The sequence below is a fragment of the Mesorhizobium sp. M8A.F.Ca.ET.181.01.1.1 genome (genome assembly GCF_004792025.1).
Lineage (GTDB): Bacteria > Pseudomonadota > Alphaproteobacteria > Rhizobiales > Rhizobiaceae > Mesorhizobium.
In genome coordinates this window covers 1,069,374-1,095,219 of the sequence record NZ_SRTV01000001.1, presented here as the reverse complement: position 1 = coordinate 1,095,219, position 25,846 = coordinate 1,069,374, and the positions used below count along the sequence as shown (strand labels likewise).

The window sequence follows — 25,846 nt, the reverse complement described above, 5'->3', positions numbered from 1 at the left end:
CATGGTTCCTGCTGAAGATCGATTTTCGATTTTCAGGACCATGCGCCGGGTCAAGGGTGAAGGTCATGGACGGAAGGACGCTTCTCATACTCGGCCTTGGCATAGTCGCTTTGCTGATCCTGGGATTTTGGGCAATACCATCTTGATCTCGGAGCCGATCCTGGTCTGCTCGCAGGGTCTTCAACGCAACAATTGCGGACTGGCGGTGTCGAGCCGGCGGGTGTGGCAACAACGGCGTCAACCTCCGGCTGACATGAACGCCCGTGTTGCGACGGTGTCGGCAAGCAGTGTGGCAAAGATCGCGAAAAGATAGAAAATCGAGAAGGCAAACAACGCTTTCGCAGGCTTCGTCTCCTTGTCTGCAACGACCAGAACCTTCCAGGCGTGCCAGATAAAACCCGCGCCCAATGCAGCCGACGCAATCCCATAAAACGCGCTCGCGAATCCGAGCATCCAGGGCAGCACGCCGATCGGCGCCAACAACAGTGAATAGGCGAATATCTGTTTTCTGGTCGAGGCCTGGCCGGCCACGTTCGGCATCATCGGAATGCCGGCAGCCGCGTAGTCGCCGACCTTGAACAGCGCCAGTGCCCAGAAATGCGGCGGCGTCCACAGGAAGATGATCAGAAACAGGATCAAGCTCTCAATGCCGATGGCGCCAGTCGCGGCCGCCCAGCCAATGACCGGAGGAAGGGCACCCGCCGCACCGCCGATGACGATGTTCTGCGGCGTCGAGCGCTTCAGCCACATCGTATAGATGACGATGTAGAAGAAGATGGTGAAGGCCAGCAGCAGCGCGGCAAGCCACCCCACCAGCACGCCGAGCGTCATGACCGAAAGCGCCGAAAGCACCAGGCCGAAGCCGAGAGCTTCGCCTGGCGTGACGCGGCCCGACGGAACGGGCCGCTTTGATGTGCGAGACATCAGCGCGTCGATGTCGGCGTCGTACCACATGTTGAGGGCCCCGGCCGCCCCTGCCCCGACTGCAATCGCACCGATTGCAATCACGGCAATGACCGGATTCATCGCGCCGGGCGCCACCATCAGGCCGACGAAAGCGGTGAATACGGCCAGCGCCATCACTCGCGGCTTCAAGAGCGCGAAGAAGTCGCCCGCTGTCGCTTCCGAGAGGCGGATGCCGGTATCCTTGAGGCGGCCTTCCTGGGTCGACATTTCAGCCGGTGAAAGAACAGGGTTACGGAGAGAATTGTTTCAGATAGGCAATGACGTTGGCCACGTCCGCATCGGTCTTGAGGCCGGGAAACGTCATCTTGGTCCCCTTGACCATGGCCTTGGGGTCATGAAGGTAGGTCGTCAATGTCGGTTCGTCCCATTTGACGCCGGATTTGCCGGCGGCGATCATGGCATCGGAATATTTGAAATCCGGATGCGTACCGGCGGTGCGGCCGATGACGCCATGCAGCGATGGACCGATCTTGTTCTTGTCCTCGTCCGCGATGTGGCAAACCTTGCATTTGGTGAAGACCTTCTCACCAGCCGCAGCGTCCTGAGCTTGCGATGGATTGGCGGTGAAGGTTGCAAGAGAGGCGACGGCGAAAAACGCGATCAAGCGCATGGCATTTCCTCCTGATCGTCAAATGTCCCTGAGACGATCTGCGCGCATGTCGGTACCATGCGCCTTGCACGGGAGAACAGATTATCCGCTTCTCCCCATATGGAATTGCGGCATCTATATACCACAGAATCTGGCTGGCAGGTAGAAGAGGTCGACCGTACGAAGGTTTGATGCATGTCGCCCAAAATTGATTACGGTTTCGGGAACAACGACATGCATGGAAGCAAAGGCCAAAAGCGCGTCAAACCGTTGCGACGCGACGGGCTTTAGGCGGTCTGCGGTGGCTCAGGGCACTTCCGTCTGACAAGTCGCGGCAATCTGGCTGACCGCCTCACCGAAGCCGGCCAGGTCGAAATCGGCCTGACCGCGCCCGGACAGCAGTCCGAAACGCCACGACAGCAGCAGGCGATTTGCCGGAACGAGGCGCTTTATGCCGTCGGCGCCATCGCGCATCAGCATCCTGGCGCGTGTGCCGACCGACCAGCTCTCGTCGAATTTGCTGTCCCTGTCGATCGTGACCGACATGGTGATTTTCCGGCTGGCGGAAACCGCGTCGTTCAACTGCAGCCATTCGGTCCAGGCGGGCTCGCCGTCCGCCCGGCAGGCAATTGTCAGCACCGGGCTGTAGCTCAGCGCGCCGCCCCCGGTGATCAACTTGTTAGTGGCATAGAGAGAGGCGGTGACGAGGCCGTCATTGCCGGTATCGAAACGCCAATTGTCCGTGCCGGCCCCGGCAGCGCCGCAGGCCAAGGCCAGGAAAAACACGGTGGCGGCAGCGCGCCTCAGTTCCACGAACACCCGCAACGACATTGCCAACTACCTCTGGTCTTCCAACCAACCAGATAATGATCAAGGCTTCGCACCGCCACCGGTGCCCACCAGGAACGAATCCGATGTTGCAATTTCGCAACGAAAAAGGCCGCCCGGAGGCGGCCTTTCGGAATTCGTTGGAATGTCCGGTCTATTCGGCGTCCTTGGCCGCCTTTTTCTTCGGTGCGGCCTTCTTCTTCGGCTCTTCCGCGTCGTCGGCTTTCTTGTCGTCAGCCTTCTTCGCGGCGGCCTTCTTGGCCGGCTTCGCCTTGGTCGCGGTTTCGGCCTCCTCGTCGTCGGCCATCAGCTCTTCCTTGCTGACCTTGACGTCGGTGACCGAGATCTGTTCGAGCAGGTGGTCGACAACCTTCTCCTCGAACATCGGCGCCCTGAGCGCGTTGAGCGCCTCGGGGTTGCTGCGATAGAACTCGAAAGCTTCCTGCTGCTGGTTGGCCGGGAAGCGACGAACCTGCTCGAACAGGCCGCGCTGCAGTTCCTCATCCGACACGGTGACGCCGGCCTTCTCGCCGATCTCGGCCAGCACCAGGCCAAGGCGCACGCGGCGCTCGGCAAGACGCATGTACTCGGCGCGCGCCTCTTCCTCGGTCGTCTCTTCGTCGGCGAAGGTGCGGCCGGCGGCTTCCAGGTCGCGGTTGACCTGTGCCCAGATGTTGTTGAATTCCGCCTCGACGAGCTTCGACGGTGCTTCGAACGAATAGGCCGCATCAAGCTGATCGAGCAGCTGGCGCTTGACCTTCTGGCGCGTCATCGAGCCGAACTGGTTCTCGATCTGGCCGCGCACGATGTCACGTAGGCGCTCGAGCGACTCCAGGCCAAGATTCTTGGCGGTCTCGTCATTGATTTCCAGTTCGCCGGGCTTCGACACTTCCTTGACGGTGACGTCGAAGGTCGCTTCCTTGCCGGCCAGATGCGCCGCCTGGTAGTTTTCCGGGAAGGTTACGGTGACCTGCTTCTCGTCGCCGGCCTTGGTGCCAATCAGCTGTTCCTCGAAGCCCGGAATGAACTCCTTGGAGCCCAGCACCAGCGGCTGGTCGTTGCCGGCGCCGCCGGCGAAAGCCTCGCCGTCGATCTTGCCGACATAGTCGATGCTGACCCGGTCGCCCTCGGCGGCCTTGCCGGCCTTCGGCTCGTAGCTGCGTGCCGATTCCGCGACGCGCTTGACCTGGTCGTCGATTTCCGAATCGGGAACGTCGAACACCTGCCGCGTCACCTTGATGTCGGAGAAATCCTTGATCTCTATCGCCGGAATGACCTCATAGTTGAGGCGGAATTCGAAGTCGGCGCCGCCGGCCAGGATCTTCTCGGCTTCCTTCTCGTCCTCGGTCATGATGACCTCGGGCTGCATGGCGGCTTTTTCGCCGCGCCCGGTGATGATGGAACGGGTCGAGTCGTTGAGGATCTCGTTGACCACTTCGGCCATGAACGACTTGCCATAGACCTTGCGCAGGTGCTGCACCGGCACCTTGCCCGGACGGAAGCCGTTGATGCGGACCTTGTCGCGGGCATCCGACAGCCGGGCCATCAGCTTGGCTTCCATATCACCGGCCGGCACGGTGATCTTGATCTCGCGCTTGAGACCGGAATTGAGTGTTTCGGTGACCTGCATCGTAAAACCTTTGTTTTCACCAATGAGACTGCCAAACGGCTCCCTGCCGTTCACAGCCTGCCGGTAATTCTTGCCGGGAATGGCTTTTGGTACGGAACCTGGCGATTTGACCGGAAATGCGGCTCAAACTCTCCCAAACTGCGTTCCAAAATGTGAATAAGTTCTTGTTTTTCCTACTTCTTATCACATTCTGCAGAAGCGGATCGTCGCGTCCCGTCACATTTGACACGCCTTTTGTCACAGGCGAGCCTAATTTTCAACAGTCTTCGCGTTTAGGCGAATAACCACATTTCGGTCCTGACCCGACATGTTGTCTCCGACATTGACAGAATGATGGCTACATGGGATTGCCGGGCCACGCGGGTATGGCGGAACTGGTAGACGCACCAGATTTAGGTTCTGGCGAGAGATCGTGGGGGTTCGAGTCCCTCTACCCGCACCACCCTTCGCTCTTCGAACTTTGGGTGGCAGGCCACACGAAGCTCGTTAGACGAAGGAGTGTCCTCCGAAGCCTTGGCGAACGAGGACCGGCGTTATCGTGCCTCCCACGACCTAGTAAAGCGGCTCCTCGAACAGCGTCTTGTCGCCATCCACCAGCGCCTTGATCTGCGCCGTGCCATCGGCGGCGAGCGCCAGCTTGATCCCGAATGGCCGCACCCGCATGTCGGTCTGGATCGCCAGTCCCTCGCCTTCGGGCAGATAAAAGCGTTCGATGCCGTAATCCGGCGCGATTGTCATGCCTTCGCCACGCAGGTCCCAACCGGCGGCGACATGGCCCGAAATGTCGGCCTCCTCCGCGGCGGCCGGCGTCGGCGCCTTGCCGAACCAGGCGATGGTCGGTGTCCAGTAGCCATCGGCGCCCTTTTTCAGCCGGACCACGATCGAGGTATCGTCGCTGGAGAATTTGTCGGCCGGAATGTTGGCGATCATCTTCACCGGTATGCGCGAGATGTCGTAGCCGAGGATGATATAGTCGCCGCGCAGCAGATCGCGTGGGTCGACGGGCTCGATCTTCAGCAGCACTTCCTTGCCATTGCGCAGGATCGCCGCCCGTCCAGCGATGATCCAGCTCAGGAATCCGATCTGGACGAGCGCCAGCACCAGCGCCGAGATGACAAGCCTCTTTCCGGTCATCATGCCGTGGCTCCCCCGCTGACTGGACCCTTCATGCGTTTTTCGACGCGGATGATGACGATCGCAAGCACGCCGAGCAGTACCGCGGCAGCAAGGAAGAAGCCGGCCGTATCGAGCATCGACTGCAAGGTCACGACGTAGATGATGGCGAGTTCGAAGGCGAAACCGAGATAGGCAAGCCAGCGCAGGCCCCGGCTCTCGCGCCCTGCGAGCACGATAGCCGCGACGATGCCGGCCAGCGCGACGACCGAAGCGATGGCGAAGCCGCTGTTGTAGGTACTTTCGTCGGCCAGTTCGAACTGGATGATGGCCAGGCCGGTGAGGAAGCCGAGCAATGCGTGCAGCGGCAAGCGGCCGCCGAGCTGCACGATCCTGTCGACAGGTTCCGGCGCAAAGACCGAACCCGCGAAAAGCAGCGCCGAAACGATGACCTGCGGGATCGCTACCGGCAGCGTCGCATGATCCATCGCCAGCAATATGAGATAGAAGAGCAGCGACAGGATGATCAGGTGCCGCGCCGGCTGGCTGCGGGTCCAGAACGAGATGGCAAACAGCACGATCGCCATGACGACGAAGGCATGCGGAAAGCCGCTGCGGCTGTAATAATCGAACCCTTTCAGGAACAGCCAGGCGTCGGCGATGCCAACTGCTGCCACGGTCAGCGGGTTTGAGCGCAGCGCCACCGCCGCCAACGCCGTGCCGGCGCCCCAGGTGACCAGAGCCGAAGCCTCGTCGCCAGACAAATGGTACATCTGGCCGATCAGCGCGATCGAGCCGCCGAACGCGGCCGCCGCCACGATCCACAGCGCTTCGCCGATTGCCGCGTGGTCGCGCGTCTTCAGCACCGCGCCGCCGACATAGCCGCCGAGGATAATGGCAAAGAGCGCCGCCACTCGCGCCAGGCGCGGAATCGCATCCCAGTTGGCGGCGACGAAGATCAGGATGGCGGCTCCAAAGAGAAGGGCCGCCATCATTGCGAGGATCGAGCCGAAGCTGAGCGACTGGCGTGCGTTGGCCTCGACGTCGCGCCTCAGCACGTCGGCCGTCGAGGCGTCGATCAGTCCTGCCTGCCGCCACCGCTCGATGTCGGCCCTGATCCGTGTCGAGTACCCCGCCATGTCCTCTCTCCCCACCCGGTCGTCATTTTAACCGACGCACCCAAACCGTTGACGTCACGGCACTTTCTGATTCTGGCTTCTTTGTGTCAGGTCCGTGAAGGCGCGTTAATGTTGCATTGCACAATTTGCATTGCTGCCATGCAGCCATAGCGCTTTTAAATCGATATGGGTCCCCCTACTTATGGTTCGTACACAAACGGAATGATCCGCAAGAAAGACGAAACGAGAACTACCATGAACTTGATCCGCAACTACCGCAACTGGCGCCGCTACCGGGACACCGTTTCCGAGCTGAGCCGCCTGAGCAACCGTGAACTGACCGACCTCGGCATCAGCCGCAGCGACATTCCTTACGTCGCTCGCAAGGCGGTCTAATTCTTCGGACCGCGAATGGTCCGAACCAGTTTTGAAAAAGAGAACGACAATGAACCTGATCCGCAACTATCGTAACTGGCGCGTTTATCGCGAGACGGTTACCGAGCTGGGTCGCCTTTCGAACCGCCAGCTGCATGATCTCGGTATCGTCCGCGACGAAATCAAGATCGTCGCCCGCAGGGCGATCTAACAGAATTTCGCTGAGGTCGACCTCCTCCCCGACCTCAAGCGAATACGGTCAGCCCTTACCTCCTCCCAAGGGTTGACCACCAAAACGGCGCCCGCCGCACCTCCTCCCGCGGCGGGCGTTGTTTCCCCGGGGCAAAACGAATTTGCCCCAGAGGCTTCGCCCCTCTTTAAAGTTGCGAAAAGAATTTCGTCAAAGCCGACCTCCTCCCCGGCGATGACGAATAGGCCCAACCTTCACCTCCTCCCGAGGGTTGGCCACCCAAACGGCGCCCGCCGCACCTCCTCCCGCGGCGGGCGTTGTTTCCCCGGGGCAAACGAATTTTGCCCCAGAGGTTTCGCCCTCTTTAAAAAATGCGAAAGGAATTTCGTCTGAGCCGACCTCCTCCCCGGCGATGACGAATACGGTCGATCTTCACCTCCTCCCGAGGGTCGACCCCCAAAACGACACCCGCCGGACCTCCTCCCTCGGCGGGTGTTGTTGTTTTCAGAAGAGGCTTTCCCGACCAGCGTTTGCGTTACCGCCGCGCGACAATTGCAATCGCGGCTGCAAGCGATTATTCCGGCGGCCATGAGCAAAAATCCAATCCATATCATCGGCGGCGGCCTCGCCGGTTCCGAAGCGGCATGGCAGGTGGCGCAAGCCGGCGTGCCCGTCATGCTGCATGAAATGCGCCCGGTTCGCGGCACCGACGCCCACAAGACAGGCGGCCTGGCCGAACTGGTCTGTTCCAATTCCTTCCGCTCCGACGATGCCGAAAACAACGCCGTTGGCCTTCTGCACGCCGAAATGCGGCTGGCGGGCTCCTTGATCATGAGTGCCGGCGACGCCAACCAGGTGCCGGCCGGGGGCGCGCTGGCCGTCGACCGCGACGGTTTCTCCGAGGCGGTGACCAAAAAGCTCGAGGCGCATCCGCTGATCACGATACAGCGTGAGGAAGTGCCAGGGCTGCCGCCGGCGGAGTGGGACCAGGCGATCATCGCCACCGGGCCGCTGACCGCACCGTCGCTTGCCCAATCAATCGCCGAGGCGACCGGCGCCGATGCGCTGGCCTTCTTCGACGCCATCGCGCCGATCATCCATTTCGACACGATCGATATGGATACCTGCTGGTTCCAGTCACGCTACGACAAGGTCGGGCCTGGCGGCACCGGCAAGGACTACATCAACTGTCCGATGGACAAGGACCAATATCTCGCCTTCGTACAGGCGCTGATCGACGGCCAGAAGACCGAATTCAAGCAGTGGGAAGGCACGCCCTATTTCGACGGCTGCCTGCCGATCGAGATCATGGCCGAGCGCGGCGTCGAAACGCTGCGCTACGGACCGATGAAGCCGATGGGCTTGACCAACGCGCACAATCCGACCGTGAAGGCCTATGCCGTGGTGCAGTTGCGCCAGGACAATGCGCTGGGCACGCTCTACAATATGGTCGGCTTCCAGACCAAGCTGAAGCACGCCGAGCAGGTGCGTATTTTCCGCACTATTCCGGGCCTGGAAAACGCCGACTTCGCCCGCCTCGGCGGCCTGCACCGCAACACCTACATCAATTCTCCGACCTTGCTCGACGCCTCGCTGCAGCTAAAGTCGCGGCCCGGCCTGCGTTTTGCCGGCCAGATCACCGGCTGCGAAGGCTATGTCGAAAGTGCAGCCATCGGCCTGCTCGCCGGGCGCTTTGCCGCAGCCGAGCGGCTTGGCCACGCACCGTCCCTGCCGCCGCTCACCACCGCCTTCGGCGCGCTGCTCAACCACATCACCGGCGGCCACATCGTTTCCGACGACGAGCCCGGGAAAAGATCCTTCCAGCCGATGAACGTCAATTTCGGCCTGTTCCCGCCCGTCGAAGCGCCGAAGACCGAAGGCAAGCGCATGCGCGGCAAGGACAAAACCGTGGCCAAACGGCATGCGATCACGTCGCGAGCGCGGAGTGACTGTCGACAGTGGCTGGGTTTGCCGGCGGAGACGGCTCAGGCGGCGGAGTAGCGGACAGCCCGATCAGTCCTCAGGCGATATTATTCCGCGGCCTCGACACCTGCCGACGGCAGTCCGGGCTTGCCCGCCTCCCCCGGATTTCTCCGCAGATACGCTGCCTTCAGCGTCTCCGACGTGTCGCGCGAACCGTCATGGCTCCATCCCGGCGGCTTGATCAGGTAGTTCAGGCGCTCGCGCGGCGTCAGATCGGGTGCGAAGGCGTCCCTGAACATGCCGATCCATTCGTGGAACGCCACCTTCAGCGGGTTGAAGGTGCCCAGGTTCTTGACGATCCCATAGCGCGGCCGATCTTCTTCCAGCTCCTCGACGAAGGTGCCGAACATGCGGTCCCGACAGCGCCATGCCGAGCACGACGATCGCAACCAGTACGGACAAGCTCATGGATTTCCTCCCGGCCGGCCCGTCGTCTTCGGCGACAGTTCTCGGCAGGCGGACTCCTTAACACGATTGACGTTTACGTCAAAGTGCTGGCCAACCCTTGCCTGCACGACGCAGCAGCAACCAATGCCGGCGCAACGCCGACAGCCGTGCCACGCCGCCGAGCGGTGAGTGGCGCGAGCCTTCCATCTTGGCGAGATAGGCGCGTGACAGCGCCAGCGGCAGGAATGCCGAACGCAACGACCCCGGCAGCGCCGCAGCGCCTTGCTCGAAGGCCGACAGGTGTTCGCGCGCCAGCGCGATCATCGCCGCCACCGCGCGCCGGGCACCAGGCCCGCCGTCGCCGGCAACAAATTCTTCCGGCGACGAGCCCGCCGCCGCCAGGATGTCGGCCGGGATAAAACACTGTCCACGCCTGCGGTGCAGCGGCAACAGAAGCAAAAGCCCCGTAATCGCCTGCGCACAACCCGCCCTACCCGCCAGTTCGGCAAACCCTGGCGCGTCGGCGGGATCGAGTACCATCGCCGCGAGTTGGATGAGGGCGGCCGCCGTCTCGCCGCAATAGCCCTCCAGATCGGTGCGCGATGGCATCGGGTCGTCGTAGAGATCGAAGATGCGCGCCTCGAGCATGTTCTCGAAGGCCAGTTTTGGCAGCTTGAATGCTGTAATGGTGAGGTTCAAGGCGTCGGCAACGGGATGGCCCGCGCCCGCCTCACCGCCGGCGGCAATGACATCGCGCCACCATTGCAGCCGCACCTCGCCGGGTAACGGCTCATGGATGCGGTCACGGATGCCGGCGATCTCGGCATTGAAGGCGTAGAGCGAAAACAGCGCGTCGCGCTTGTCGGCAGGCGCGTAGAGCGCGGTGAGATACCTGTCATGGTCGGCGGCGCGCACCGCGTCCATGACGATTTTGGCGTTCTGCAACATATCAATCGACGGCGATGAGCGCCGCGGCCACGGCGCGGTCTTCCGCCAGAAGGACATTGTAGGTCCGGACCGCGGCCCCGGTCGACATCGGGTCGGACGTTATGCCGGCCTCTTTCAGCGCCGCCCGCAGCGCCGCCGGCAAGGGCCGCAAATCCCTGCCCATGCCGACCAGCAGGATCTCGACCTTGTCGGCTTCCGCCAGAAGCTTGTCGAAATCCGCGACGGTCAGCGCCAGGGGATTTGCCGGCTCCCAGCCATGGATGCCCGTGGGCAAGCAGAGCAGCGAGCCGCGATGCGACATGTCGGCAAAGCGAAACCCGCCATTGCCATAGGCCTCGATCGGCGCGCGGCCGGGGAAATGCGCCTCGCGGATGACGATGCCTTTGCCGGTCACCACTCTGTCACCCTTCGGGCCGCGCGTCAGGTCGCGACGGCCTTGCCGCCGTTCACCGGCTTTTCCTCATCGGCCGAAGCCTGCGGCCGCAGCTTGAACAGGATCAGCAACGGCGCCGCGATGAAGATCGACGAATAGGTACCGAACACGACGCCGAACAGCATCGCCAAGGTAAAGGAGCGGATCACTTCGCCGCCAAACAACACCAGCGCCAGCAGCGCCAAGCTGGTCGTCACCGACGTCAGCGTCGTTCTCGACAGCGTCTCGTTGATGGCGTTGTTCAGCAGCTGCGGTAGAGGCATTCGCTTGTATTTTCGCAGATCCTCACGGACGCGGTCATAGACGACGATCGTGTCGTTCAGCGAATAGCCGATGATGGTCAGGATCGCCGCCAACGACGACTGGTTGAACTCGAGCCCGGAGATGACGAAGAAGCCGAGCGTCATGACCACGTCGTGCACCGTCGCGATGATGGCGCCGACCGCGAACTGCCATTCGAAGCGGAACCAGACGTAGACCAGGATGCCGAGCAGCGCGACGATCATGGCGATGGTGCCTTGCTTGGCCAGTTCACCGGAAACCGTCGGTCCCACCACTTCGACGCGGCGGAAATCATACTGGTCCTGCAGCTCGCCGCGGACCTTGTCGATGACCGTCTGCTCGGCATTTTCGCCGCCATCCTGCGTGCCGACGCGGATCAGCACGTCGTTCGGCGCGCCGAACTGCTGAACCTGCACTTCGCCGATGTTGAGTTCCGACAGCCTACCGCGAATGTCGGCAAGATTGGCATCACCGGTCTTGGACTGAACCTCGATCAGCGAACCACCCTTGAAATCGATGCCGTAATTGATGCCGACACTCATGAACGCTACCACGGACAGTATCGACAATGCGCTCGACAGCGCGAACGTCCACCGACGGATGCCCATGAACGGAATTTTCGTGCCGGGCGGTACGAAGGTTATCGGTGCGCGTGGCAACTCCTTCGGGCGGGCACGGCGCAGCCAGATCGACACCAGCAAGCGGGTGAAGGTGAAAGCGGTGAAGACCGTGGTCAGGATGCCGATGGCGTAAGTGATGGCAAAGCCCTTCACCGGTCCGGTACCGAGATAGAACAGCACCACTGTCGCAATCAGCGACGTGACGTTGGAATCGACGATGGTCGCCAGCGCCTTCGAGAAGCCGGTGTCGATCGCCTGGATCACCGAGCGGCCGGCTCGTCGCTCCTCGCGGATACGCTCGTAGATCAGCACGTTGGAATCGACCGCCATGCCGATGGTCAGCACGATACCGGCGATACCGGGCAAAGTCAGCGTCGCGCCAAGCAGCGACAGCAGCCCGACGATCATCGCCACGTGCACCGCCAGCGCGATGTTGGCGAGGAAGCCGAGGAAGCCGTAGGCGACGAACATGAACGCCACGACGAGGATCGAACCGATGATGCCGGCGACCTTGCCGGCATGGATCGAATCCTGGCCCAGGCCCGGACCGACGGTGCGTTCCTCGATGACGGTCAATGTCGCGGGCAGCGCGCCGGCGCGCAGCAGCACGGCGAGGTCGTTGGCGCTCTGGGCAGTGAAATTACCGGAGATCTGGCCGGTACCGCCAAGGATCGGCTCGCGAATCTGCGGCGCCGAGATCACCTGGTTGTCGAGGATGATGGCGAACAGCTTGCCGACATTCTGCGCGGTGGCCTGGCCGAAGCGGGCAGCGCCCTTCGAATCGAAGCGGAACGAAACCACCGGCTCGTTGTTCTGCGAATTGTATGTCGCCTGTGCGTCGACGAGGTTTTCACCCGATACGATGACGCGGTTCTCGATCAGGTATGGAACCGGCGGATCGTCCTGCGAATAGAGCACCGAAGAACCGGCCGGCGGGCGTCCCCTGAGCGCATCCTGCACCGGCATCGACTGGTCGACCATCTGGAAGGTCAGCTTCGCGGTCTGGCCGAGGATTTCCTTCAGCCGCTGCGGATCCTGCAGGCCGGGCACCTGGACAAGGATGCGGTCGTCGCCCTGCCGCTGCACGATGGGCTCGGTCGTGCCGAGTTCGTTGACGCGGCGCTCGACCACTTCGATCGACTGCGCCAATGCGGTCGATGTGCGATACTTGATACCGGCGTCGGTGACGGTGAACTTGAGCAGCCCCGGCTCGGAATCGTCGAGCGACATTTCCTGGATGGAGCCGCCTGTGAACAAGCCGGCTGCGACAGGATCGGTCAAGCTCTTCAACGCCTTCTTGGCGGCATCGAGCTGAGCGGGATCGGTGATGCGGACCTGCAGGGTCTTGCCGGTACCGGCAAGACCCGTATAGCCGATCTTGGCATCGCGCAGCAGTGTGCGAATTTCATCGCGCGTCGTCTCGAGCCGATCCTTGATCAGATCGTTCTGGTTCATCTCCAGCAGGATGTGCGAGCCGCCCTGGAGATCGAGGCCGAGCGTCATCTGCCGCTTCGGCACCCAGCTGGGGAGCTGGGCCAGCGTGCTGGCGGGGAACAGATTCGGCGCGGCGAGGACCACTGTGGCGGCCACGGCCAGCCAGATCAGGATCATCTTGAAGCGCGAGAAATAAAGCATATGGCGTCGTCCGTCAGAGCGTGTCCGCGGATCGCTCCGCCTGGAATTTGGTTATTTCTTGGCGTTCTGGTTGGCGACCGGTTCGCCCTTGACGCGCACGTCGGCAATCGTCGAGCGCAGCGCCGTCACCTTGGTGCCGCCACCAAGGTCGATCTCGAGTTCGTTGTCGTCGATCACCTTCGTCACCTTGCCGACGAAACCGCCGCCGGTGACGACCGTGTCGCCGCGGCGAACCGCCGCCAGCATCTCGCCGCGCTTCTTCAGCTGCGTGCGCTGCGGGCGGATGATCAGAAAATACATGATCACGAAAATCAGGACAAACGGCAAAATGCTGATGAACATATCGGGAGAGGCGCCGCCGATGCCTTGGGCGTATGCCGGTGTCACGAACATCGAGGTACTCCTGAATTTTGAAAACAGCCGCCAAACCGTCTTGTGGAATTTGGCGGCCCCTAGAAATTTGGCCGGAATATAGTCGGTAAAGTTGTCAATGCAACTGCGCGACCGGGCAAATCCGCCGCTTTTCCGGCCTGTTTAGCCGTGTTAGAGCAGGATCGCGAAAAGCGCGAGCCGGTTTTCGGAAAAGATCACGTTCGAACAAATGGTTGCAACCGGTTTCGAAACCGCCGGTATCGAACCGGGTCCGCCTGCCACTGCAAAAACCAAAGCAAAAAGACCTGATATGACCGATACCAGCATCGATGCCTTGAACCAGAAACTCGACCGCCTGATCGAAGCGGTCGGCCGCCTCGCTCCGCCGCCGGTCCCTGAAACCGACCTCGACGTGGCCGACTGCTTCGTCTGGCAGGCCGATCCCGGCTATCTGGAGCCGGTGCGCAAGGTCAATCGCGTCGACATCGGCCTGATCCGCGGCGTCGACCGCGTCCGCGACATCCTCGTCGACAACACCGAGCGCTTCGCCGCCGGCTTCGCCGCCAATAACGTCCTGTTGTGGGGCGCGCGCGGCATGGGCAAATCGTCGCTGGTCAAGGCCGTGCATGCCGAGATCAATGCCAAGGCCAAATCACAAAAGCCCAAGTCCGACCTGCCGCTCAAGCTGATCGAAATCCACCGCGAGGACATCGACACGCTGCCGAAGCTGATGAGCTTGCTGAAGGCGGCCCCTTTCCGCGTCATCCTGTTTTGCGACGACCTGTCCTTCGATCATGATGATACGTCCTACAAGTCGCTGAAGGCGGCGCTTGAAGGTGGCGTCGAGGGACGCCCGGCCAACGTCATCTTCTACGCCACATCGAACCGCCGTCACCTGTTGCCGCGCGACATGATCGACAATGAGCGCTCGACCGCCATCAACCCGTCCGAAGCGGTCGAGGAAAAGGTCTCGCTATCCGACCGTTTCGGCCTCTGGCTCGGCTTCCACAAATGTTCGCAGGACGAATATCTCGACATGGTCAACGGCTATGCCAGCCATCATGGCCTGGATATAGACCCCGAGCAGTTGCGGGCGGAGGCTCTCGAATGGGCAACGACGCGCGGCAGCCGCTCCGGCCGCGTCGCCTGGCAGTTCACGCAGGATCTGGCCGGCCGGCTTGGCAAGCCGTTGAAGGATTGATGCGTTTGATCGCGTCGCGGGCGCAACGTCATCCGGGCGGTTGAGCCCGTCGCAGATCGCCCGGCGTTTGGCCGATCTCGCGGCGCATCCAGTGCGCCAGGTGTGACTGGTGCGCGAAGCCGGTCAATTCCGCCACTTCGCTTGTGCTGAGATCGCCTCGCAACAGCAGAACGCGTGCGCGTTCGACGCGACGTCGCAACACGTAGCGGTGCAGTGACGCCCGTCGCCACCTTGAACCATGTCCGCAAATGCGAGCTGCTCGCGCCGGCAACCCGGCTTAGTCGATGGGTCGAAAGCGGCTCGTGGAGAGCCGCCTCGATGTACTCCAGCACGCGTTTCAGCTGGGTATCCGACAAACGGTTCGTTCGACCGATATCAGGTTCGCCGAGGCCAAGCAGCCTCACCGCCAGTGCGGCGCCAATGCTGTCGGCAAACAAAGGGTCACTCGGCGAGTTCGACTTCAATTCGCTCTCGAGCGCCCGGGCGAGATGTTCGATGCGCTGGTCACGAAGCAGGTGACGCGTGTCGAACCGCACTGCTTGTGCCTTGCCGCCAAGTTCCGCCGCCACCCTTTCCATCAGCGCCGGCTGCAACGCAATCTCTATCGTGTCGAACGGGGTTTCGGCCTCGAAGCCGCCTTCCTGGCCGGCCGGCACCAAGTCGATATCACCAGCGCGCCTGACGAAATATCGTCCGACCTGATTGCAGTAGGAACGCGTCGCCGCGCTGGCATGCACCATGATGCGATGGTGTGGCGCCCGGGACAGACGATGGACGCCAGCTTCGACATGCCGGGAGGCCATTGTTACGTCGGACGCGGCTTGGGCCGAAGCGTATTGCGAACGCATGCTCTCTCGATTCATGGCAAAACCTGTTCAAGATTTGGCAATTCCCGCGCGATTTTCAATGCCGTGGACCTGTACTCACGCCTCTCCATCAAACCTGGAAGAGAGGCTATGCCATGAGTTTCTATGTTGTTGTCGGAGCCGGCCCGGTCGGTCGCGAAACCGCTCGCCTTCTTGGCGAGGAAGGACATGACGTCGTTCTCACCAGCCGAAGCGTCGGTTCGAACGGATTGCGGAATGTGCGGGCCGTACAAGCCGACGCCACCGATGCCTCGGACCTCGCGCGTGTCTGCCAAGGCGCCGATGCCATCTTCATGTGTGCCATGGCCACCTATCACAGGTGGCCGACCGACTTCTTCCCCATCATCGACGGTACCGTGCGCGCGGCCGAAACGGTGGGCGCCAAGCTCATCGTACTGGGAAACCTGTATGGCTATGGGGAAAATGCCGACAGCCCGCTTCGCTCCGACCTTTCCCTGGACCCGACTTCGAAGAAAGGAACCGCCAGGACGATCATGTGGCAGCGGGCGGTTCGGGCCAATGTACCGGCGATCGAAGTGCGGTCGAGCGACTATCTCGGACATGGCGCCATCAGCTACTTCTCGCTTGTTGCGCTGCCTTCCATCATCGAGGGGAAACCCACCGCTTTCATTGGAAACCTCGATGCGACGCATGCCTGGGCCTTCACCAAGGACGTCGCCAGGACGCTTGTCGCGGCCTCCCGCTACACGGGCGAATGGGGGCGCGCGTTTCACGTTCCCTCGCAATACGCCTCACCCAGGGAGCTCATCCAGAAAACCGCTGCGATGCTTCGGCGAGAGATTTCAGAAACGCGTTCCTATTCCATCGCCGAGATGGAGGCATTGGGCATGCATGAGCTGATCGAGATGAGTTATCTTTTTGAGAACCCCTTATTGGTGGATTCTTCCGACGCGGAGGTCCTTCTCGGCATCAAGGCCAGCAGCCTCGAGGTCATGATCGCCGACACCCTGCGCGATCACCTTTGAGCCTTGAGCAACAGGCATCCGACAAAACTGAAAAAGCCCGCTCCTTTCGGGGCGGGCCTGAGCCGGCGGGCTGGACTGGAGGTCAGGCGGCCCGCAAATCGCTTTTTTTATTCTATTCGAGATAACCTGACGGGTCGACCGGAGCCGAGTTCTTGCGCACTTCGAAGTGCAGCTTCGGCGAGTCCGTCGTGCCGCTCATGCCGGACAGGGCAATTTCCTGGCCGCGCTTGACCTTCTGGCCGCGCTGCACCTCGATCGAGCTGGCGTGGCCATAGACGGTGACCAGACCATTCTCGTGGCGCACCAGCACCGTGTTGCCGAATTCCTTGAGCCCATCGCCGGCATAGATGACGACGCCGTTCTCGGCCGCCTTGACCGGCGTGCCTGACGGCACGGCGATGTCGACGCCGTCCTTGCCGGATCCGAAACCGGAAATCACCCGGCCGCGAACCGGCCAGCGCATCTTGCCGATCCCCGTGGCACCCGGCGCCACCGCGTCGTCGTCCTCAGCCTGCTGGATGACCTTCGCGTCCTTCTTCGGCGGCGTGTAGGAAGCCAGCGTTTCCGACGGCGTGGCCTTTGCCGCGGGCTGCGTGGTGGCCGTGGTCACCGGATCGATCTTGGCCGGCTTGGCGCTGGCGACTGTCGCCGTTCCGCCGGCCGGCACCTTCAGCGTCTGGCCAATCTTCAACAAGCCATCCTTCATGCCATTGGCCTGCTTCAGCGCGACGACGCCGACACCGGTCTTCCTGGCGATCGAGGACATCGTGTCGCCCGACTGAACCGTGTAGGTACCGGCGGCGCCGGTTGCCTTGGCCGCCTGCGCCGGCTTGGGCTCCTTGGGCAGGCTCGCGGCGGCCGACGCATCGACCTGAGCGGCGGACTTGCCTTCCTTCAGCTTCGGTTGCTGCGGCAGCACGGCCACCTTGTCCGGCGCGGAAGCCGGGAGATCGTGCTTGCCGTCCTTCGCCGGCCCATCCTTCAACTGCTTTGCGTCGGCAACCTTCGGCTCGCTTTTGCTTGAATAGGCATAGGCCGGGATGACGATCTTCTGACCGGACTTCAGCCCCTTGGTCGGGCTCAGGCCATTCACCTTCATGATGACATCGGCCGGCACCTTGTAATGCGTCGCCAGGCCGGAAATGGTCTCGCCGTCCCTGACGACGATTTCGGTGGCGTGCGGCGTGCCTGCCTGGGCCATCTTCGGCTCGTCGGGCTGGGCATTCTTGAAAGGCTTCGCGGCCGGCGCGACGGTGCCGGTCGTCGTCCTGTCGACGTGAGGAGCGGGCCGAACCAGGGCCGGCGCCGATGCGACACGCACCGGATTGGCGGCAGGCGCGAGCGCTGGAGCCGGCTGCGCCTGCGCGGAAGCCGGCGGCGGCAATGGCCGGCTCGAAACCGGTTCGAGACTGGAGCGGCTCACCGACTGCGTGTGGGTGCCGTCGAGCGGAGCAGCCGAGACATCGCCCGGATAGGGCTGCGCCGCATCCTGTTTGTTGATGATGGCGCGCTGGTTGTTCGTCGAGGAGGTAAAGACGTCATCGACACTGTTGAACCGCGAAGCCTGGGAACTGCATCCGGCCGCCGCGCCCGCAATCATCAGAACAGCGCAGCCCCGCGCCAGATTGCGACTATTTGCCTTCAAAAGACTGAGTTGCATCGCACTAACCCGCACAAAACGCTGCACCAACTGGACAGGATTAAAGCGCGTTAATGTTACTGGGCGGTTAACCCATTAGAATCCGACGAAAATTTTCTTAAAACATTTGAGGATGGTCAGCGATACGGATAGCTGGGCCGAAATGAGATCCGCAGCCTGTCCGAAACTAGATAACCGCTGCCATGCTGCGCAGGATTGGTTGCAGCCGCACCATGCCGATATCCTCGCGTTCGAAACGGCTGCCGACCTTGGTGAGCTTGGCCAGCACCTGCTCGCCCTCTTCCGGCCCAATCGGCGCGATGACGATGCCGCCGCTCGACAACTGGTCGAGCAGGAAGCGCGGCAGGCTGTCGAATGCCGCCCAGGCCACGATGCGGTCGAACGGCCCTTCATTGGGCAATCCGTTGGAGCCATCGGCCTGGCGCACGATGGCATTGCCGATGCCGAGCGCCTCGAAACGCTGCCGGGCTTGCTCGACCAGCGTCTTGTAGCGATCGACGGTCACAATGCGCGCCGCCAGCCGCGACATGACAGCCGATGTGTAGCCGGAACCGGTGCCGATCTCGAGCACACGGTTTCCCGTTTCGATGGCGAGTGCGGCGATCACCGCCGCCTGCATGTCGGCGCCTTCGATCGCTTCGCCGCATTCGATCGGCAGCATGCGATCCGACCAGGCGATCTGGTGGAACTGCGCCGCCAGGAAACCGCGCCGCGGTGTCGCTTCGAAAGCCGCGATCAGTGCCTTCGGCACCGTTCCCCTGCCGCGCAGGCGCAGCAGGAAAGCGGCAAATCCTTCGCGATCATCGATTGGAAAGCCTTGGTTCATGCAAGCGCCTTGCTCAGCTGGTCACGGATCTCATGCGCGGTAAGGTCAAGCTGCAACGGCGTTACCGACACCAGCCGGTTGCGCAAGGCAAAGAGGTCGGTGCCTTGCTTGCCTTCGACCGGCTCGCGGCCGAAGCGAAGCCAATAGTAAGGCAGGCCGCGCCCGTCTCGGCGCTCGTCGACCCACAGGCTGTGCACCAGCTTGCCCTGCGTGGTGACCACTGTGCCGGCCACCTCCTCGGGAAGGCAGTTGGGGAAATTGACGTTGAGCAGGACGCCGTCGGGCAATGGCGTCGCGACGAGCTTCTTCAGCAGCGCCGGCGCCAGCGCCTCGGTGGTCTCGTAAGGGACGACCCGGTCCTCGCCGACATAGCTGTAGCCCTGGCTGAGCGCGATCGACCTGATGCCGAGCAGCGCGCCCTCCATGGCGCCGGCGACGGTGCCGGAATAGGTCACGTCGTCGGCGATGTTGGCGCCCGAATTGATGCCGGACAGGATCAGGTCGGGTGCACCGGGCAGGATCTTCTTGACGCCCATGATGACGCAATCGGTCGGGGTGCCGCGCACGGCAAAATGCTTCTCGCCGATTTTTCGCAACCGCAGCGGCTCCGAAATCGACAGCGAATGCGCGTAGCCCGATTGGTCCTGTTCGGGCGCCACCACCCAGACATCGTCGGACAGTGTGCGGGCGACGCGCTCGAGCGACGCCAGGCCCTCGGCATGAATGCCGTCGTCATTGGTCAGAAGAATGCGCATTATTTCGATTCGATCTTTTCCAGACCGCCCATGTAAGGCCGCAGCACTTCAGGAATGGTTACGCTGCCATCCTCATTCTGGTAGTTTTCGATGACAGCAATAAGCGCGCGGCCGACAGCGGTGCCCGAACCGTTGAGCGTATGGACGAAACGGTTGCCCTTGCCATCCTTGTCCTTGTAGCGGGCGTCCATGCGGCGCGCCTGGAAATCGCCGCAGACCGAGCAGGACGAGATTTCGCGATAGGCGTTCTGGCCGGGCAGCCAGACCTCGATGTCATAGGTCTTGCGGGCGCCAAAACCCATGTCGCCAGTGCACAGCACCATGGTACGGAACGGCAGCTCGAGCCGCTTCAGGACCTCCTCGGCGCATTGCGTCATCCGCTCGTGCTCGGCGAGCGAGGAGTCCTGGTCGGTGATCGACACCAGCTCGACCTTATAGAACTGATGCTGACGAAGCATGCCGCGCGTATCGCGTCCCGCCGAGCCTGCCTCCGAACGGAAGCAGGGCGTCAGCGCGGTGTAGCGCAGCGGCAGCTTTTCGTGCGCCGTGATTTCCTCACGCACGAGGTTGGTGAGTGGCACTTCGGCGGTTGGGATCAGGCCAAGCCTGCCCTCCCCGTGTGGCGTGAAGAACAGATCCTCCTCGAACTTCGGCAACTGGTTGGTGCCGAACAGAACGTCGTCCTTCACCATCAACGGCGGGATGATCTCCTCATAGCCGTGTTCGGTCGTGTGCAGGTCGAGCATGAACTGGCCTATCGCGCGCTCCATCCGCGCCAGGCCGCCCTTCAGCACGGTGAAACGCGAGCCAGACAGCTTTGCCGCGCGCTCGAAATCCATCATGCCGAGCGCTTCGCCGATCTCGAAATGCTCCTTCACCCAGTTCGGCCGCGTCGGCACCTTGCCGACGATATGCCTGACGACATTGTCGTGCTCGTCCTTGCCGACCGGAACGTCGTCGAGCGGCACATTGGGCAGCACCGCCAGCGCGTCGTTCAGCGCCTTGTCGAGCTCTCGCTCGCGCGCCTCGCCATTCTGGATAAAGGTCTTGATCTCGCCGACTTCGGCCTTGAGCTTTTCGGCAAGGGCAGCATCGCCCGAACGCATGGCATTGCCGATCTCCTTCGAGGCGGCGTTGCGGCGCTCCTGCTTGGTCTGCAGTTCGGTGACGTGCTCGCGCCGCGCCTCGTCCTTGGCGATCAGCCCGTCGACCGTGGATTGCGCCTCAGCCGACGGCCACGAGCGCTTGGTGAGCGCCTCGACGAGAGCCTTCGGGTTGTCGCGAATCCATTTGATGTCAAGCATGGTTATCCGTCCTCAAACTAGGCAGGAGGGCGTAAACCGCATCCTCGATCGATGCAAGATGAGGCGGGGCGGCGGTTGTCGTTTTCCGCCGCTGGCGTCTTACGAGGCAGCCGGCGCCGGAGGCTCGTCCGGCGCCTTGTCCGCCACGGTCTCGCCGGCTTCCTGCTTCTCGCGCGCCAGCCGCTGTTTTTCCTGATCCCGCTCGATCCATCGCGCGGCCCAGATGGAGACCTCGTAGAGAACGATGGTCGGAATGGCCAGGCCGATCTGGCTCATCGGATCCGGAGGTGTCAGCACCGCGGCCACGATGAAGGCGATGACGATCGCCCATTTGCGTTTTTCCGCCAGCGCCTTGGACGACAGCATGCCGACACGCGTCATCAGGCTGGTCACCACCGGCAACTGGAACACCAGGCCGAAGGAGAAGATCAGCGTCATGATCAGGCTGAGATATTCCGACACTTTCGGCAGCAGGGAAATCTGTACCTGGTCGTCCGTGCCTACCTGCTGCATGGCGAGGAAGAACCACATCACCATCGGCGTGAAGAAGAAATAGACCAGCGAGGCGCCCATCAGGAACAGGATGGGCGATGCGATCAGGAACGGCAGGAAGGCATTGCGCTCGTTCTTGTAGAGGCCAGGCGCGATGAATTTGTAGATCTGCGTGGCGATCAGCGGAAAGGCAATGACCATGCCGCCGAACATGGCGAGCTTGACCTGCGTGAAGAAGAATTCCTGCGGCGCGGTGTAGATCAGCTCGACCTTGTGCGGGTCGAGCCCCGCCCATTTCGTCGCCCATTTGAACGGGACGACCAGAAGGTTGAACAGCCGCTTGGCGAAGAAGAAACAGACCAGGAAAGCGACGAAGAAGCCGCCGAGCGACCAGATCAGCCGTCGGCGTAACTCGATGAGATGCTCGATCAGCGGCGCGGACGATTTCTCGATCTCGTCCTTTTCCTTGTCCGAAACGCTCACTTGGCGGCTCCAGCCGTCTTTTTGGCTCCCGGCTTCTTCGCCGGAGCAGGCTTCGGTTCGGCTTTTGCTGACGCTTTGGCAGCAGTCGCCTTGGGTGCAGGTGTCGCTTTCGCCTTCACCGCGGGTGCGGCTTTTGCCGTCACCGCCTTCGCAGATGTCGAGGCCATGGACGGCGCCTTCGCGGCCGGGGCCGCCTTGGCGGTTTTCTTGGCCGCAGCTGCCTTCGGCGCAACGGCAGGATCCGTGGATGCCGCCACAACCGATTCATCGGTCATTGCCGGGAAAATCGGGGCTGGTGTCGTGGCTTCAGGCCCGTTGACGCCAGGCATTTCAGTCGCGCCGTTCTTCAACGGCTCGGCCGCCTGTGGCGTCGAAGCGGCAGGGGCCGACGGATCGGCGGCCGGCTTCGGCTTCATCGCGGCATCGACACCGGCGCGCACATCGGCCGCCGCCTGCTCGAACGGATTGAGCTGCTTTCGGATTTCGGCAACCGGGCTCAGGCCCCTGAGCTCGTCGACCGACTTCTTCACGTCGTCGAGCTCGGCTTCCTTCAATGCCTCGTTGAACTGTTTCTGGAAGTCGGCGGCCATGGCGCGCAGCTTCGCCGTCGTGCGGCCGAAGGTGCGCAGCATGTTGGGCAAATCCTTCGGCCCGACGACCACGATCATGACGATCGCGATCACCAGCATTTCGGTCCAGCCGACTTCAAACATGGCAATCCGTTCCGACTAGAACTTCTTGGCTCAGCTCTTGCTGGCCTTTTCCTTCGCGGCCGAAACGGTCTCATCGGCACGGTGTTCGACGGTGCGCTTGTCGTCGGCAACGTCGTCGTCGGCCATGCCCTTCTTGAAGCTCTTGATGCCCTTGGCCATGTCGCCCATCAGCTCGGGAATCTTGCCGCGACCGAACACCAGAAGCACGATGACCAACACGATCATCCAGTGCCAAATCGAAAATGAACCCATAGCAAATCTCTCTCGAATGTTTTCCCTGGCGATGATCTATGCGTTTTCGCGTTGGGATTCAAACACAACCGCGACAGAGTTTATGAAAGGGTGTCGGATGTCACGCATTTTCAGCGATGCGGCCCGCTACCAAACGGCACATCTAAAGGTGCAAGACGGCTTTTGATAGGCGCTCGTGGTCAATCTTCCGTGACGCGCGGCGTCAGCAGACCGAGCTCCTCGAGATCGATGTCGGTCAGCGGATCCTCGTCCTCGGTCAGCGCGTCGGGATCGGCCGGCGGCTGCGGGATGGAGAAGTTCGACGGCATGCGGCCTGACAGCAGGCCGGCGCCCTTCAGTTCCTCCATACCCGGAAGATCGCGGATCTCTTCGAGCGCGAAATGATCGAGGAAGGTTTCGGTGGTGCCATAGGTGACGGGACGGCCGGGCGTTTTGCGCCGGCCGCGCATGCGCACCCATTCCGTCTCGAGCAGCGTATCCAGCGTCCCCTTCGAGGTCTCGACGCCTCTGATGTCCTCGATCTCGGCGCGCGTCACCGGCTGATGATAGGCAATGATCGCCAGCACCTCGAGCGCCGCCCGCGACAGCTTGCGCTGCTGCACCGTATCGCGGCTCATCAGAAAGGCGAGGTCGCCAGCGGTGCGGAACGCCCAGGCGTCGCCGACCCGGACCAGATTGACGCCGCGCCGGGCGTAGATCTGCTGCAGCTCTGTCATGGCGAGGGTAAGATTGATGCCATCGGGAAGGCGTGCGGCAAGCTGCTTTTCGCTGACGGGTTCGGCGCTGGCGAACACGATCGCCTCGGCCATGCGCACGGCTTCCGCCAGATACAGCCGCTCGGCCGGGTTCTGTACCGGATTCCCGGCCGAGGCCTGGTCGATCTCGCCGTCTTCCGACTCATCATCCATCTTGAATGGGATAACCGAAGCGTTGGCGCGTTCGCTCATGATGCCACCTCGACTGCCTTGATTGTCTGTGCGCGGTGGTCGCGCAGATAGATCGGTGCGAACACCTCGTCCTGCCGCATATCCATCTTGCGCTCGCGCACCAGTTCCAGTGTGGCCGCGAACGAACTGGCGATCGCGGTGCGCCGCTCTTGCGGGCTGGTCAGATATCGGATGAGGAAGCTGTCGAGCGTCGTCCAGTCGCGCAGCGAGCCGATCAGCCGGGTCAGGATGTCGCGAGCGTCCTTGAGTGACCAGACGCCGCGCCTGGCGATCGTCACGTTGGTGATCGCCTGCTTCTGCCGCTGCTGCGCATACGCGGTCAGGAGATCGTAAAGCGACGCCGAATAGGTGTTGCGCTTCTCGATGATGACCATTTCCGGCATGCCGCGTGCGAACACGTCGCGGCCGAGCCGGTTGCGGTTGACCAGACGCGCCGACGCATCGCGCATGGCTTCGAGCCGCTTCAGCCGGAATTGCAGCACCGCTGCGAGTTCCTCGCCGCTTTCGCCCTCTTCGCCCGGCTGCTTGGGGATCAGGAGCTTCGATTTGAGGAAGGCCAGCCACGCCGCCATCACCAGATAGTCGGCGGCAAGTTCGAGCCGCAGCGCCCGCGCCGTCTCGACAAAGGTCAAATATTGCTCGACCAGCGCCAGGATGGAAATGCGCGCCAGATCGACCTTCTGGGTGCGGGCAAGGTGCAAGAGAAGATCGAGTGGGCCTTCGAAGCCGGCCACGTCGACGACCAGCGACGGGTCGCCCGTCAGCCGTGACTCATCGTTCTCGGCCCACAGGCGGTCCATCGGTGCAGCCTTCGCGGCCTTGCTTTCCAATGCTTCCGCCACTGCCTGTCACTTCCTCTTTGCTAGGCCACCGCGTCGAAATAGGTGGCGAATTCGGCACGGATTTCGGTTTCTTCGGCCGCGTCGCGTTTGCTTATATAGGTCATCGCCCGCTTGGCACGCTCCAGCGACTTGCCTTCAAGCCCCGTGGTGCGCGATGCGATACCCGCCATCTCCTCAAAAACACCGTTGCAGTGAAGGACCAGATCGCAGCCCGCCGCAAGGATCGAGGCCGCCTTTGTCGGGAAATCCCCAGAAAGTGCCTTCATCGAGGTGTCGTCGCTCATCAGCAGTCCATCGAAGCCGATCTCGCGTCGAATGATCTCGTCGATGACCTTGCCGGAAGTCGTCGCCGGGTTCTTGGGATCGATCGCGCTGTAGACGACATGCGCGGTCATCGCCATCGGCAGATGGTTGAGCTCACGGAACGGAGCAAAATCGTGCCGCTGCAGATCGCTGAGCGAGGCGTCGACGACAGGCAGTTCGAAATGCGTATCGGCAAAGGCCCGGCCGTGCCCCGGAATATGCTTCATCACGGGCAGCACACCGCCCGACATCAGGCCCTCGGCCGCGGCGCGGCCAAGTTCGATGACCGGACGCGGATCCTTGCCATAGGCGCGCGCGCCGATGACATCGCTGGCCCCTTCGATCGGCACGTCGAGCACCGGCAGGCAATCCGCTGATATGCCGTAGCGCAGCAGGTCGAAGGCATGCAGCCGCGCCATCAGCCAGGCGGCGCGTGCGCCGGCGTCGTGATCGTCGCGCCACAGCGCCCCAAGCGCGCCGCCGGCCGGATAATTCGGCGCCAGTGGCGGCCGCAGGCGCTGTACCCTGCCACCTTCCTGGTCGATGAACACCAGCGCGTCCGGGCGCCCGATACAGTCACGCATTTCGGCGACCAGGTCGCGGATCTGCTCGGCCTCGCCAATGTTGCGGGCAAACAGGATGAAGGCCCACGGGCATTCATTGCGATAGAAATTGATTTCTTCGCGGGTGAGCGATTTCCCGGCACAGCCGAGGATCATGGATTTTGATTCGGTCATTTCAGGAGTC

At 62.3% G+C, this 25,846-nt stretch carries 25 protein-coding genes, 1 tRNA gene and 2 pseudogenes; 6 read left to right on the top strand and 22 right to left on the bottom strand.

The genetic code is table 11. The features are described 5' to 3' along the window. Positions 1-237: 237 nt before the first annotated feature. The 4 genes from EN824_RS05380 to tig all read right to left on the bottom strand — a co-directional run bounded on the left by EN824_RS05380 (position 238) and on the right by tig (position 4,013). The gene (locus tag EN824_RS05380) at positions 238-1,173 is read right to left on the bottom strand and encodes a heme o synthase (RefSeq protein ID WP_135921454.1); all 936 of its coding nucleotides are present in this window, start codon (positions 1,171-1,173) and stop codon (positions 238-240) included. Between the two features lie 22 nt (positions 1,174-1,195). Next, entirely contained in the window at positions 1,196-1,576 is a 381-nt protein-coding gene (locus tag EN824_RS05375) for a cytochrome c family protein (RefSeq protein ID WP_135931957.1), read from the bottom strand. A 285-nt stretch (positions 1,577-1,861) separates the two neighbouring features. Next, complete coding sequence (locus EN824_RS05370) at positions 1,862-2,386, bottom strand: hypothetical protein (RefSeq protein WP_167531454.1); 525 nt, start codon at positions 2,384-2,386, stop codon at positions 1,862-1,864. Between the two features lie 151 nt (positions 2,387-2,537). After that, positions 2,538-4,013 carry a trigger factor gene (gene tig, locus EN824_RS05365; protein ID WP_127872647.1) on the bottom strand — a complete coding sequence of 492 codons (1,476 nt, stop codon included), beginning with the start codon at positions 4,011-4,013 and terminating at the stop codon, positions 2,538-2,540. A gap of 359 nt (positions 4,014-4,372) precedes the next feature. Between tig and EN824_RS05360 the strand changes: the two genes are divergently transcribed. Further along, positions 4,373-4,455: transfer RNA gene (locus tag EN824_RS05360), tRNA-Leu, on the top strand. Positions 4,456-4,565: 110 nt separating this feature from the next. On the opposite strand, the gene EN824_RS05355 is transcribed toward EN824_RS05360, so the two are convergent. Together EN824_RS05355 and EN824_RS05350 are read right to left on the bottom strand one after the other, a co-directional pair. Further along, entirely contained in the window at positions 4,566-5,150 is a 585-nt protein-coding gene (locus tag EN824_RS05355; protein ID WP_127872648.1) for a GDYXXLXY domain-containing protein, read from the bottom strand. Next, positions 5,147-6,265, bottom strand: coding sequence for a DUF2157 domain-containing protein (locus tag EN824_RS05350; RefSeq protein ID WP_135866848.1), 1,119 nt, complete (start codon positions 6,263-6,265; stop codon positions 5,147-5,149). The genes EN824_RS05355 and EN824_RS05350 overlap by 4 nt, the downstream gene beginning before the upstream one ends. A gap of 234 nt (positions 6,266-6,499) precedes the next feature. Between EN824_RS05350 and EN824_RS05345 the strand changes: the two genes are divergently transcribed. The 3 genes from EN824_RS05345 (at position 6,500) to trmFO (ending at position 8,810) form a co-directional block, all read left to right on the top strand. Further along, the gene (locus EN824_RS05345; protein WP_013531315.1) at positions 6,500-6,640 is read left to right on the top strand and encodes a DUF1127 domain-containing protein; all 141 of its coding nucleotides are present in this window, start codon (positions 6,500-6,502) and stop codon (positions 6,638-6,640) included. 49 nt (positions 6,641-6,689) lie between these two features. Beyond that, the gene (locus EN824_RS05340) at positions 6,690-6,830 is read left to right on the top strand and encodes a DUF1127 domain-containing protein (protein ID WP_013895120.1); all 141 of its coding nucleotides are present in this window, start codon (positions 6,690-6,692) and stop codon (positions 6,828-6,830) included. 567 nt (positions 6,831-7,397) lie between these two features. Continuing rightward, positions 7,398-8,810, top strand: a complete 1,413-nt coding sequence (trmFO, locus tag EN824_RS05335; protein ID WP_135866845.1) for a methylenetetrahydrofolate--tRNA-(uracil(54)-C(5))-methyltransferase (FADH(2)-oxidizing) TrmFO — start codon at positions 7,398-7,400, stop codon at positions 8,808-8,810. A gap of 29 nt (positions 8,811-8,839) precedes the next feature. On the opposite strand, the pseudogene EN824_RS05330 reads toward trmFO, so the two are convergent. The 5 genes and pseudogenes from EN824_RS05330 to yajC all read right to left on the bottom strand — a co-directional run. Continuing rightward, positions 8,840-9,148, bottom strand: a pseudogene (locus EN824_RS05330) (sterol desaturase family protein); the annotation flags it as partial. Between the two features lie 130 nt (positions 9,149-9,278). After that, on the bottom strand, positions 9,279-10,127 hold the full coding sequence (locus EN824_RS05325; RefSeq protein WP_189343749.1) for a phytoene/squalene synthase family protein: 849 nt from the start codon (positions 10,125-10,127) through the stop codon (positions 9,279-9,281). A gap of 1 nt (position 10,128) precedes the next feature. Beyond that, positions 10,129-10,521, bottom strand: coding sequence for an Mth938-like domain-containing protein (locus EN824_RS05320; protein WP_127872650.1), 393 nt, complete (start codon positions 10,519-10,521; stop codon positions 10,129-10,131). A 26-nt stretch (positions 10,522-10,547) separates the two neighbouring features. Further along, positions 10,548-13,097, bottom strand: a complete 2,550-nt coding sequence (secDF, locus tag EN824_RS05315; RefSeq protein ID WP_135866843.1) for a protein translocase subunit SecDF — start codon at positions 13,095-13,097, stop codon at positions 10,548-10,550. A gap of 51 nt (positions 13,098-13,148) precedes the next feature. Continuing rightward, on the bottom strand, positions 13,149-13,490 hold the full coding sequence (gene yajC, locus EN824_RS05310; protein WP_010909882.1) for a preprotein translocase subunit YajC: 342 nt from the start codon (positions 13,488-13,490) through the stop codon (positions 13,149-13,151). A gap of 289 nt (positions 13,491-13,779) precedes the next feature. Between yajC and EN824_RS05305 the strand changes: the two genes are divergently transcribed. Then, positions 13,780-14,670 (top strand): ATP-binding protein, encoded by an 891-nt coding sequence (locus tag EN824_RS05305; RefSeq protein ID WP_127872652.1) that lies wholly within the window; start codon positions 13,780-13,782, stop codon positions 14,668-14,670. Positions 14,671-14,698: 28 nt separating this feature from the next. Here EN824_RS05305 and EN824_RS05300 read toward each other — a convergent pair. Next, positions 14,699-15,518, bottom strand: a pseudogene (locus EN824_RS05300) (AraC family transcriptional regulator). Positions 15,519-15,631: 113 nt separating this feature from the next. Between EN824_RS05300 and EN824_RS05295 the strand changes: the two are divergent. Continuing rightward, entirely contained in the window at positions 15,632-16,522 is an 891-nt protein-coding gene (locus EN824_RS05295) for an NAD-dependent epimerase/dehydratase family protein (RefSeq protein WP_135866839.1), read from the top strand. A 112-nt stretch (positions 16,523-16,634) separates the two neighbouring features. Here the strand turns inward: EN824_RS05295 and EN824_RS05290 are convergent, their stop codons facing one another. From EN824_RS05290 to nagZ, 10 genes are all read right to left on the bottom strand, one after another. After that, positions 16,635-18,182, bottom strand: coding sequence for a peptidoglycan DD-metalloendopeptidase family protein (locus EN824_RS05290; protein WP_135931956.1), 1,548 nt, complete (start codon positions 18,180-18,182; stop codon positions 16,635-16,637). 166 nt (positions 18,183-18,348) lie between these two features. Beyond that, positions 18,349-19,008 carry a protein-L-isoaspartate(D-aspartate) O-methyltransferase gene (locus EN824_RS05285; protein WP_127872656.1) on the bottom strand — a complete coding sequence of 220 codons (660 nt, stop codon included), beginning with the start codon at positions 19,006-19,008 and terminating at the stop codon, positions 18,349-18,351. Beyond that, positions 19,005-19,763 (bottom strand): 5'/3'-nucleotidase SurE, encoded by a 759-nt coding sequence (surE, locus tag EN824_RS05280; protein WP_127281111.1) that lies wholly within the window; start codon positions 19,761-19,763, stop codon positions 19,005-19,007. The genes EN824_RS05285 and surE overlap by 4 nt, the downstream gene beginning before the upstream one ends. Next, positions 19,763-21,067: a serine--tRNA ligase gene (gene serS / locus EN824_RS05275; RefSeq protein ID WP_135866835.1), complete on the bottom strand. Its 1,305-nt coding sequence runs from the start codon at positions 21,065-21,067 to the stop codon at positions 19,763-19,765. Before serS ends, surE begins: the two co-directional genes overlap by 1 nt. Before the next feature lie 99 nt (positions 21,068-21,166). Then, the gene (gene tatC / locus EN824_RS05270) at positions 21,167-22,042 is read right to left on the bottom strand and encodes a twin-arginine translocase subunit TatC (RefSeq protein WP_127872658.1); all 876 of its coding nucleotides are present in this window, start codon (positions 22,040-22,042) and stop codon (positions 21,167-21,169) included. After that, a complete protein-coding gene (gene tatB / locus EN824_RS05265) occupies positions 22,039-22,755 on the bottom strand; it encodes a Sec-independent protein translocase protein TatB (protein WP_135866833.1) in 717 nt (238 codons plus the stop codon). The genes tatC and tatB overlap by 4 nt, the downstream gene beginning before the upstream one ends. 30 nt (positions 22,756-22,785) lie before the next feature. Further along, positions 22,786-23,007: a twin-arginine translocase TatA/TatE family subunit gene (locus tag EN824_RS05260; RefSeq protein WP_015317533.1), complete on the bottom strand. Its 222-nt coding sequence runs from the start codon at positions 23,005-23,007 to the stop codon at positions 22,786-22,788. Between the two features lie 179 nt (positions 23,008-23,186). After that, positions 23,187-23,954 carry an SMC-Scp complex subunit ScpB gene (gene scpB / locus EN824_RS05255; protein ID WP_127280243.1) on the bottom strand — a complete coding sequence of 256 codons (768 nt, stop codon included), beginning with the start codon at positions 23,952-23,954 and terminating at the stop codon, positions 23,187-23,189. Beyond that, positions 23,951-24,754: a ScpA family protein gene (locus tag EN824_RS05250; protein WP_127280245.1), complete on the bottom strand. Its 804-nt coding sequence runs from the start codon at positions 24,752-24,754 to the stop codon at positions 23,951-23,953. The genes scpB and EN824_RS05250 overlap by 4 nt, the downstream gene beginning before the upstream one ends. A 62-nt stretch (positions 24,755-24,816) precedes the next feature. After that, complete coding sequence (gene nagZ / locus EN824_RS05245; RefSeq protein WP_027146796.1) at positions 24,817-25,836, bottom strand: beta-N-acetylhexosaminidase; 1,020 nt, start codon at positions 25,834-25,836, stop codon at positions 24,817-24,819. Between the last annotated feature and the right edge of the window lie 10 nt (positions 25,837-25,846).

Bases quoted from the DNA above. Each gene is read 5' to 3' on its own strand.
- EN824_RS05380 (WP_135921454.1), bottom strand. From the start codon at position 1,173: ATGTCGACCCAGGAAGGCCGCCTCAAGGATACCGGCATCCGCCTCTCG.
- EN824_RS05375 (WP_135931957.1), bottom strand. From the start codon at position 1,576: ATGCGCTTGATCGCGTTTTTCGCCGTCGCCTCTCTTGCAACCTTCACC.
- EN824_RS05370 (WP_167531454.1), bottom strand. From the start codon at position 2,386: ATGTCGTTGCGGGTGTTCGTGGAACTGAGGCGCGCTGCCGCCACCGTG.
- tig (WP_127872647.1), bottom strand. From the start codon at position 4,013: ATGCAGGTCACCGAAACACTCAATTCCGGTCTCAAGCGCGAGATCAAG.
- EN824_RS05355 (WP_127872648.1), bottom strand. From the start codon at position 5,150: ATGATGACCGGAAAGAGGCTTGTCATCTCGGCGCTGGTGCTGGCGCTC.
- EN824_RS05350 (WP_135866848.1), bottom strand. From the start codon at position 6,265: ATGGCGGGGTACTCGACACGGATCAGGGCCGACATCGAGCGGTGGCGG.
- EN824_RS05345 (WP_013531315.1), top strand. From the start codon at position 6,500: ATGAACTTGATCCGCAACTACCGCAACTGGCGCCGCTACCGGGACACC.
- EN824_RS05340 (WP_013895120.1), top strand. From the start codon at position 6,690: ATGAACCTGATCCGCAACTATCGTAACTGGCGCGTTTATCGCGAGACG.
- trmFO (WP_135866845.1), top strand. From the start codon at position 7,398: ATGAGCAAAAATCCAATCCATATCATCGGCGGCGGCCTCGCCGGTTCC.
- EN824_RS05325 (WP_189343749.1), bottom strand. From the start codon at position 10,127: ATGTTGCAGAACGCCAAAATCGTCATGGACGCGGTGCGCGCCGCCGAC.
- secDF (WP_135866843.1), bottom strand. From the start codon at position 13,097: ATGCTTTATTTCTCGCGCTTCAAGATGATCCTGATCTGGCTGGCCGTG.
- yajC (WP_010909882.1), bottom strand. From the start codon at position 13,490: ATGTTCGTGACACCGGCATACGCCCAAGGCATCGGCGGCGCCTCTCCC.
- EN824_RS05305 (WP_127872652.1), top strand. From the start codon at position 13,780: ATGACCGATACCAGCATCGATGCCTTGAACCAGAAACTCGACCGCCTG.
- EN824_RS05295 (WP_135866839.1), top strand. From the start codon at position 15,632: ATGAGTTTCTATGTTGTTGTCGGAGCCGGCCCGGTCGGTCGCGAAACC.
- EN824_RS05290 (WP_135931956.1), bottom strand. From the start codon at position 18,182: ATGCAACTCAGTCTTTTGAAGGCAAATAGTCGCAATCTGGCGCGGGGC.
- EN824_RS05285 (WP_127872656.1), bottom strand. From the start codon at position 19,008: ATGAACCAAGGCTTTCCAATCGATGATCGCGAAGGATTTGCCGCTTTC.
- surE (WP_127281111.1), bottom strand. From the start codon at position 19,763: ATGCGCATTCTTCTGACCAATGACGACGGCATTCATGCCGAGGGCCTG.
- serS (WP_135866835.1), bottom strand. From the start codon at position 21,067: ATGCTTGACATCAAATGGATTCGCGACAACCCGAAGGCTCTCGTCGAG.
- tatB (WP_135866833.1), bottom strand. From the start codon at position 22,755: ATGTTTGAAGTCGGCTGGACCGAAATGCTGGTGATCGCGATCGTCATG.
- EN824_RS05260 (WP_015317533.1), bottom strand. From the start codon at position 23,007: ATGGGTTCATTTTCGATTTGGCACTGGATGATCGTGTTGGTCATCGTG.
- scpB (WP_127280243.1), bottom strand. From the start codon at position 23,954: ATGAGCGAACGCGCCAACGCTTCGGTTATCCCATTCAAGATGGATGAT.
- EN824_RS05250 (WP_127280245.1), bottom strand. From the start codon at position 24,754: ATGGACCGCCTGTGGGCCGAGAACGATGAGTCACGGCTGACGGGCGAC.
- nagZ (WP_027146796.1), bottom strand. From the start codon at position 25,836: ATGACCGAATCAAAATCCATGATCCTCGGCTGTGCCGGGAAATCGCTC.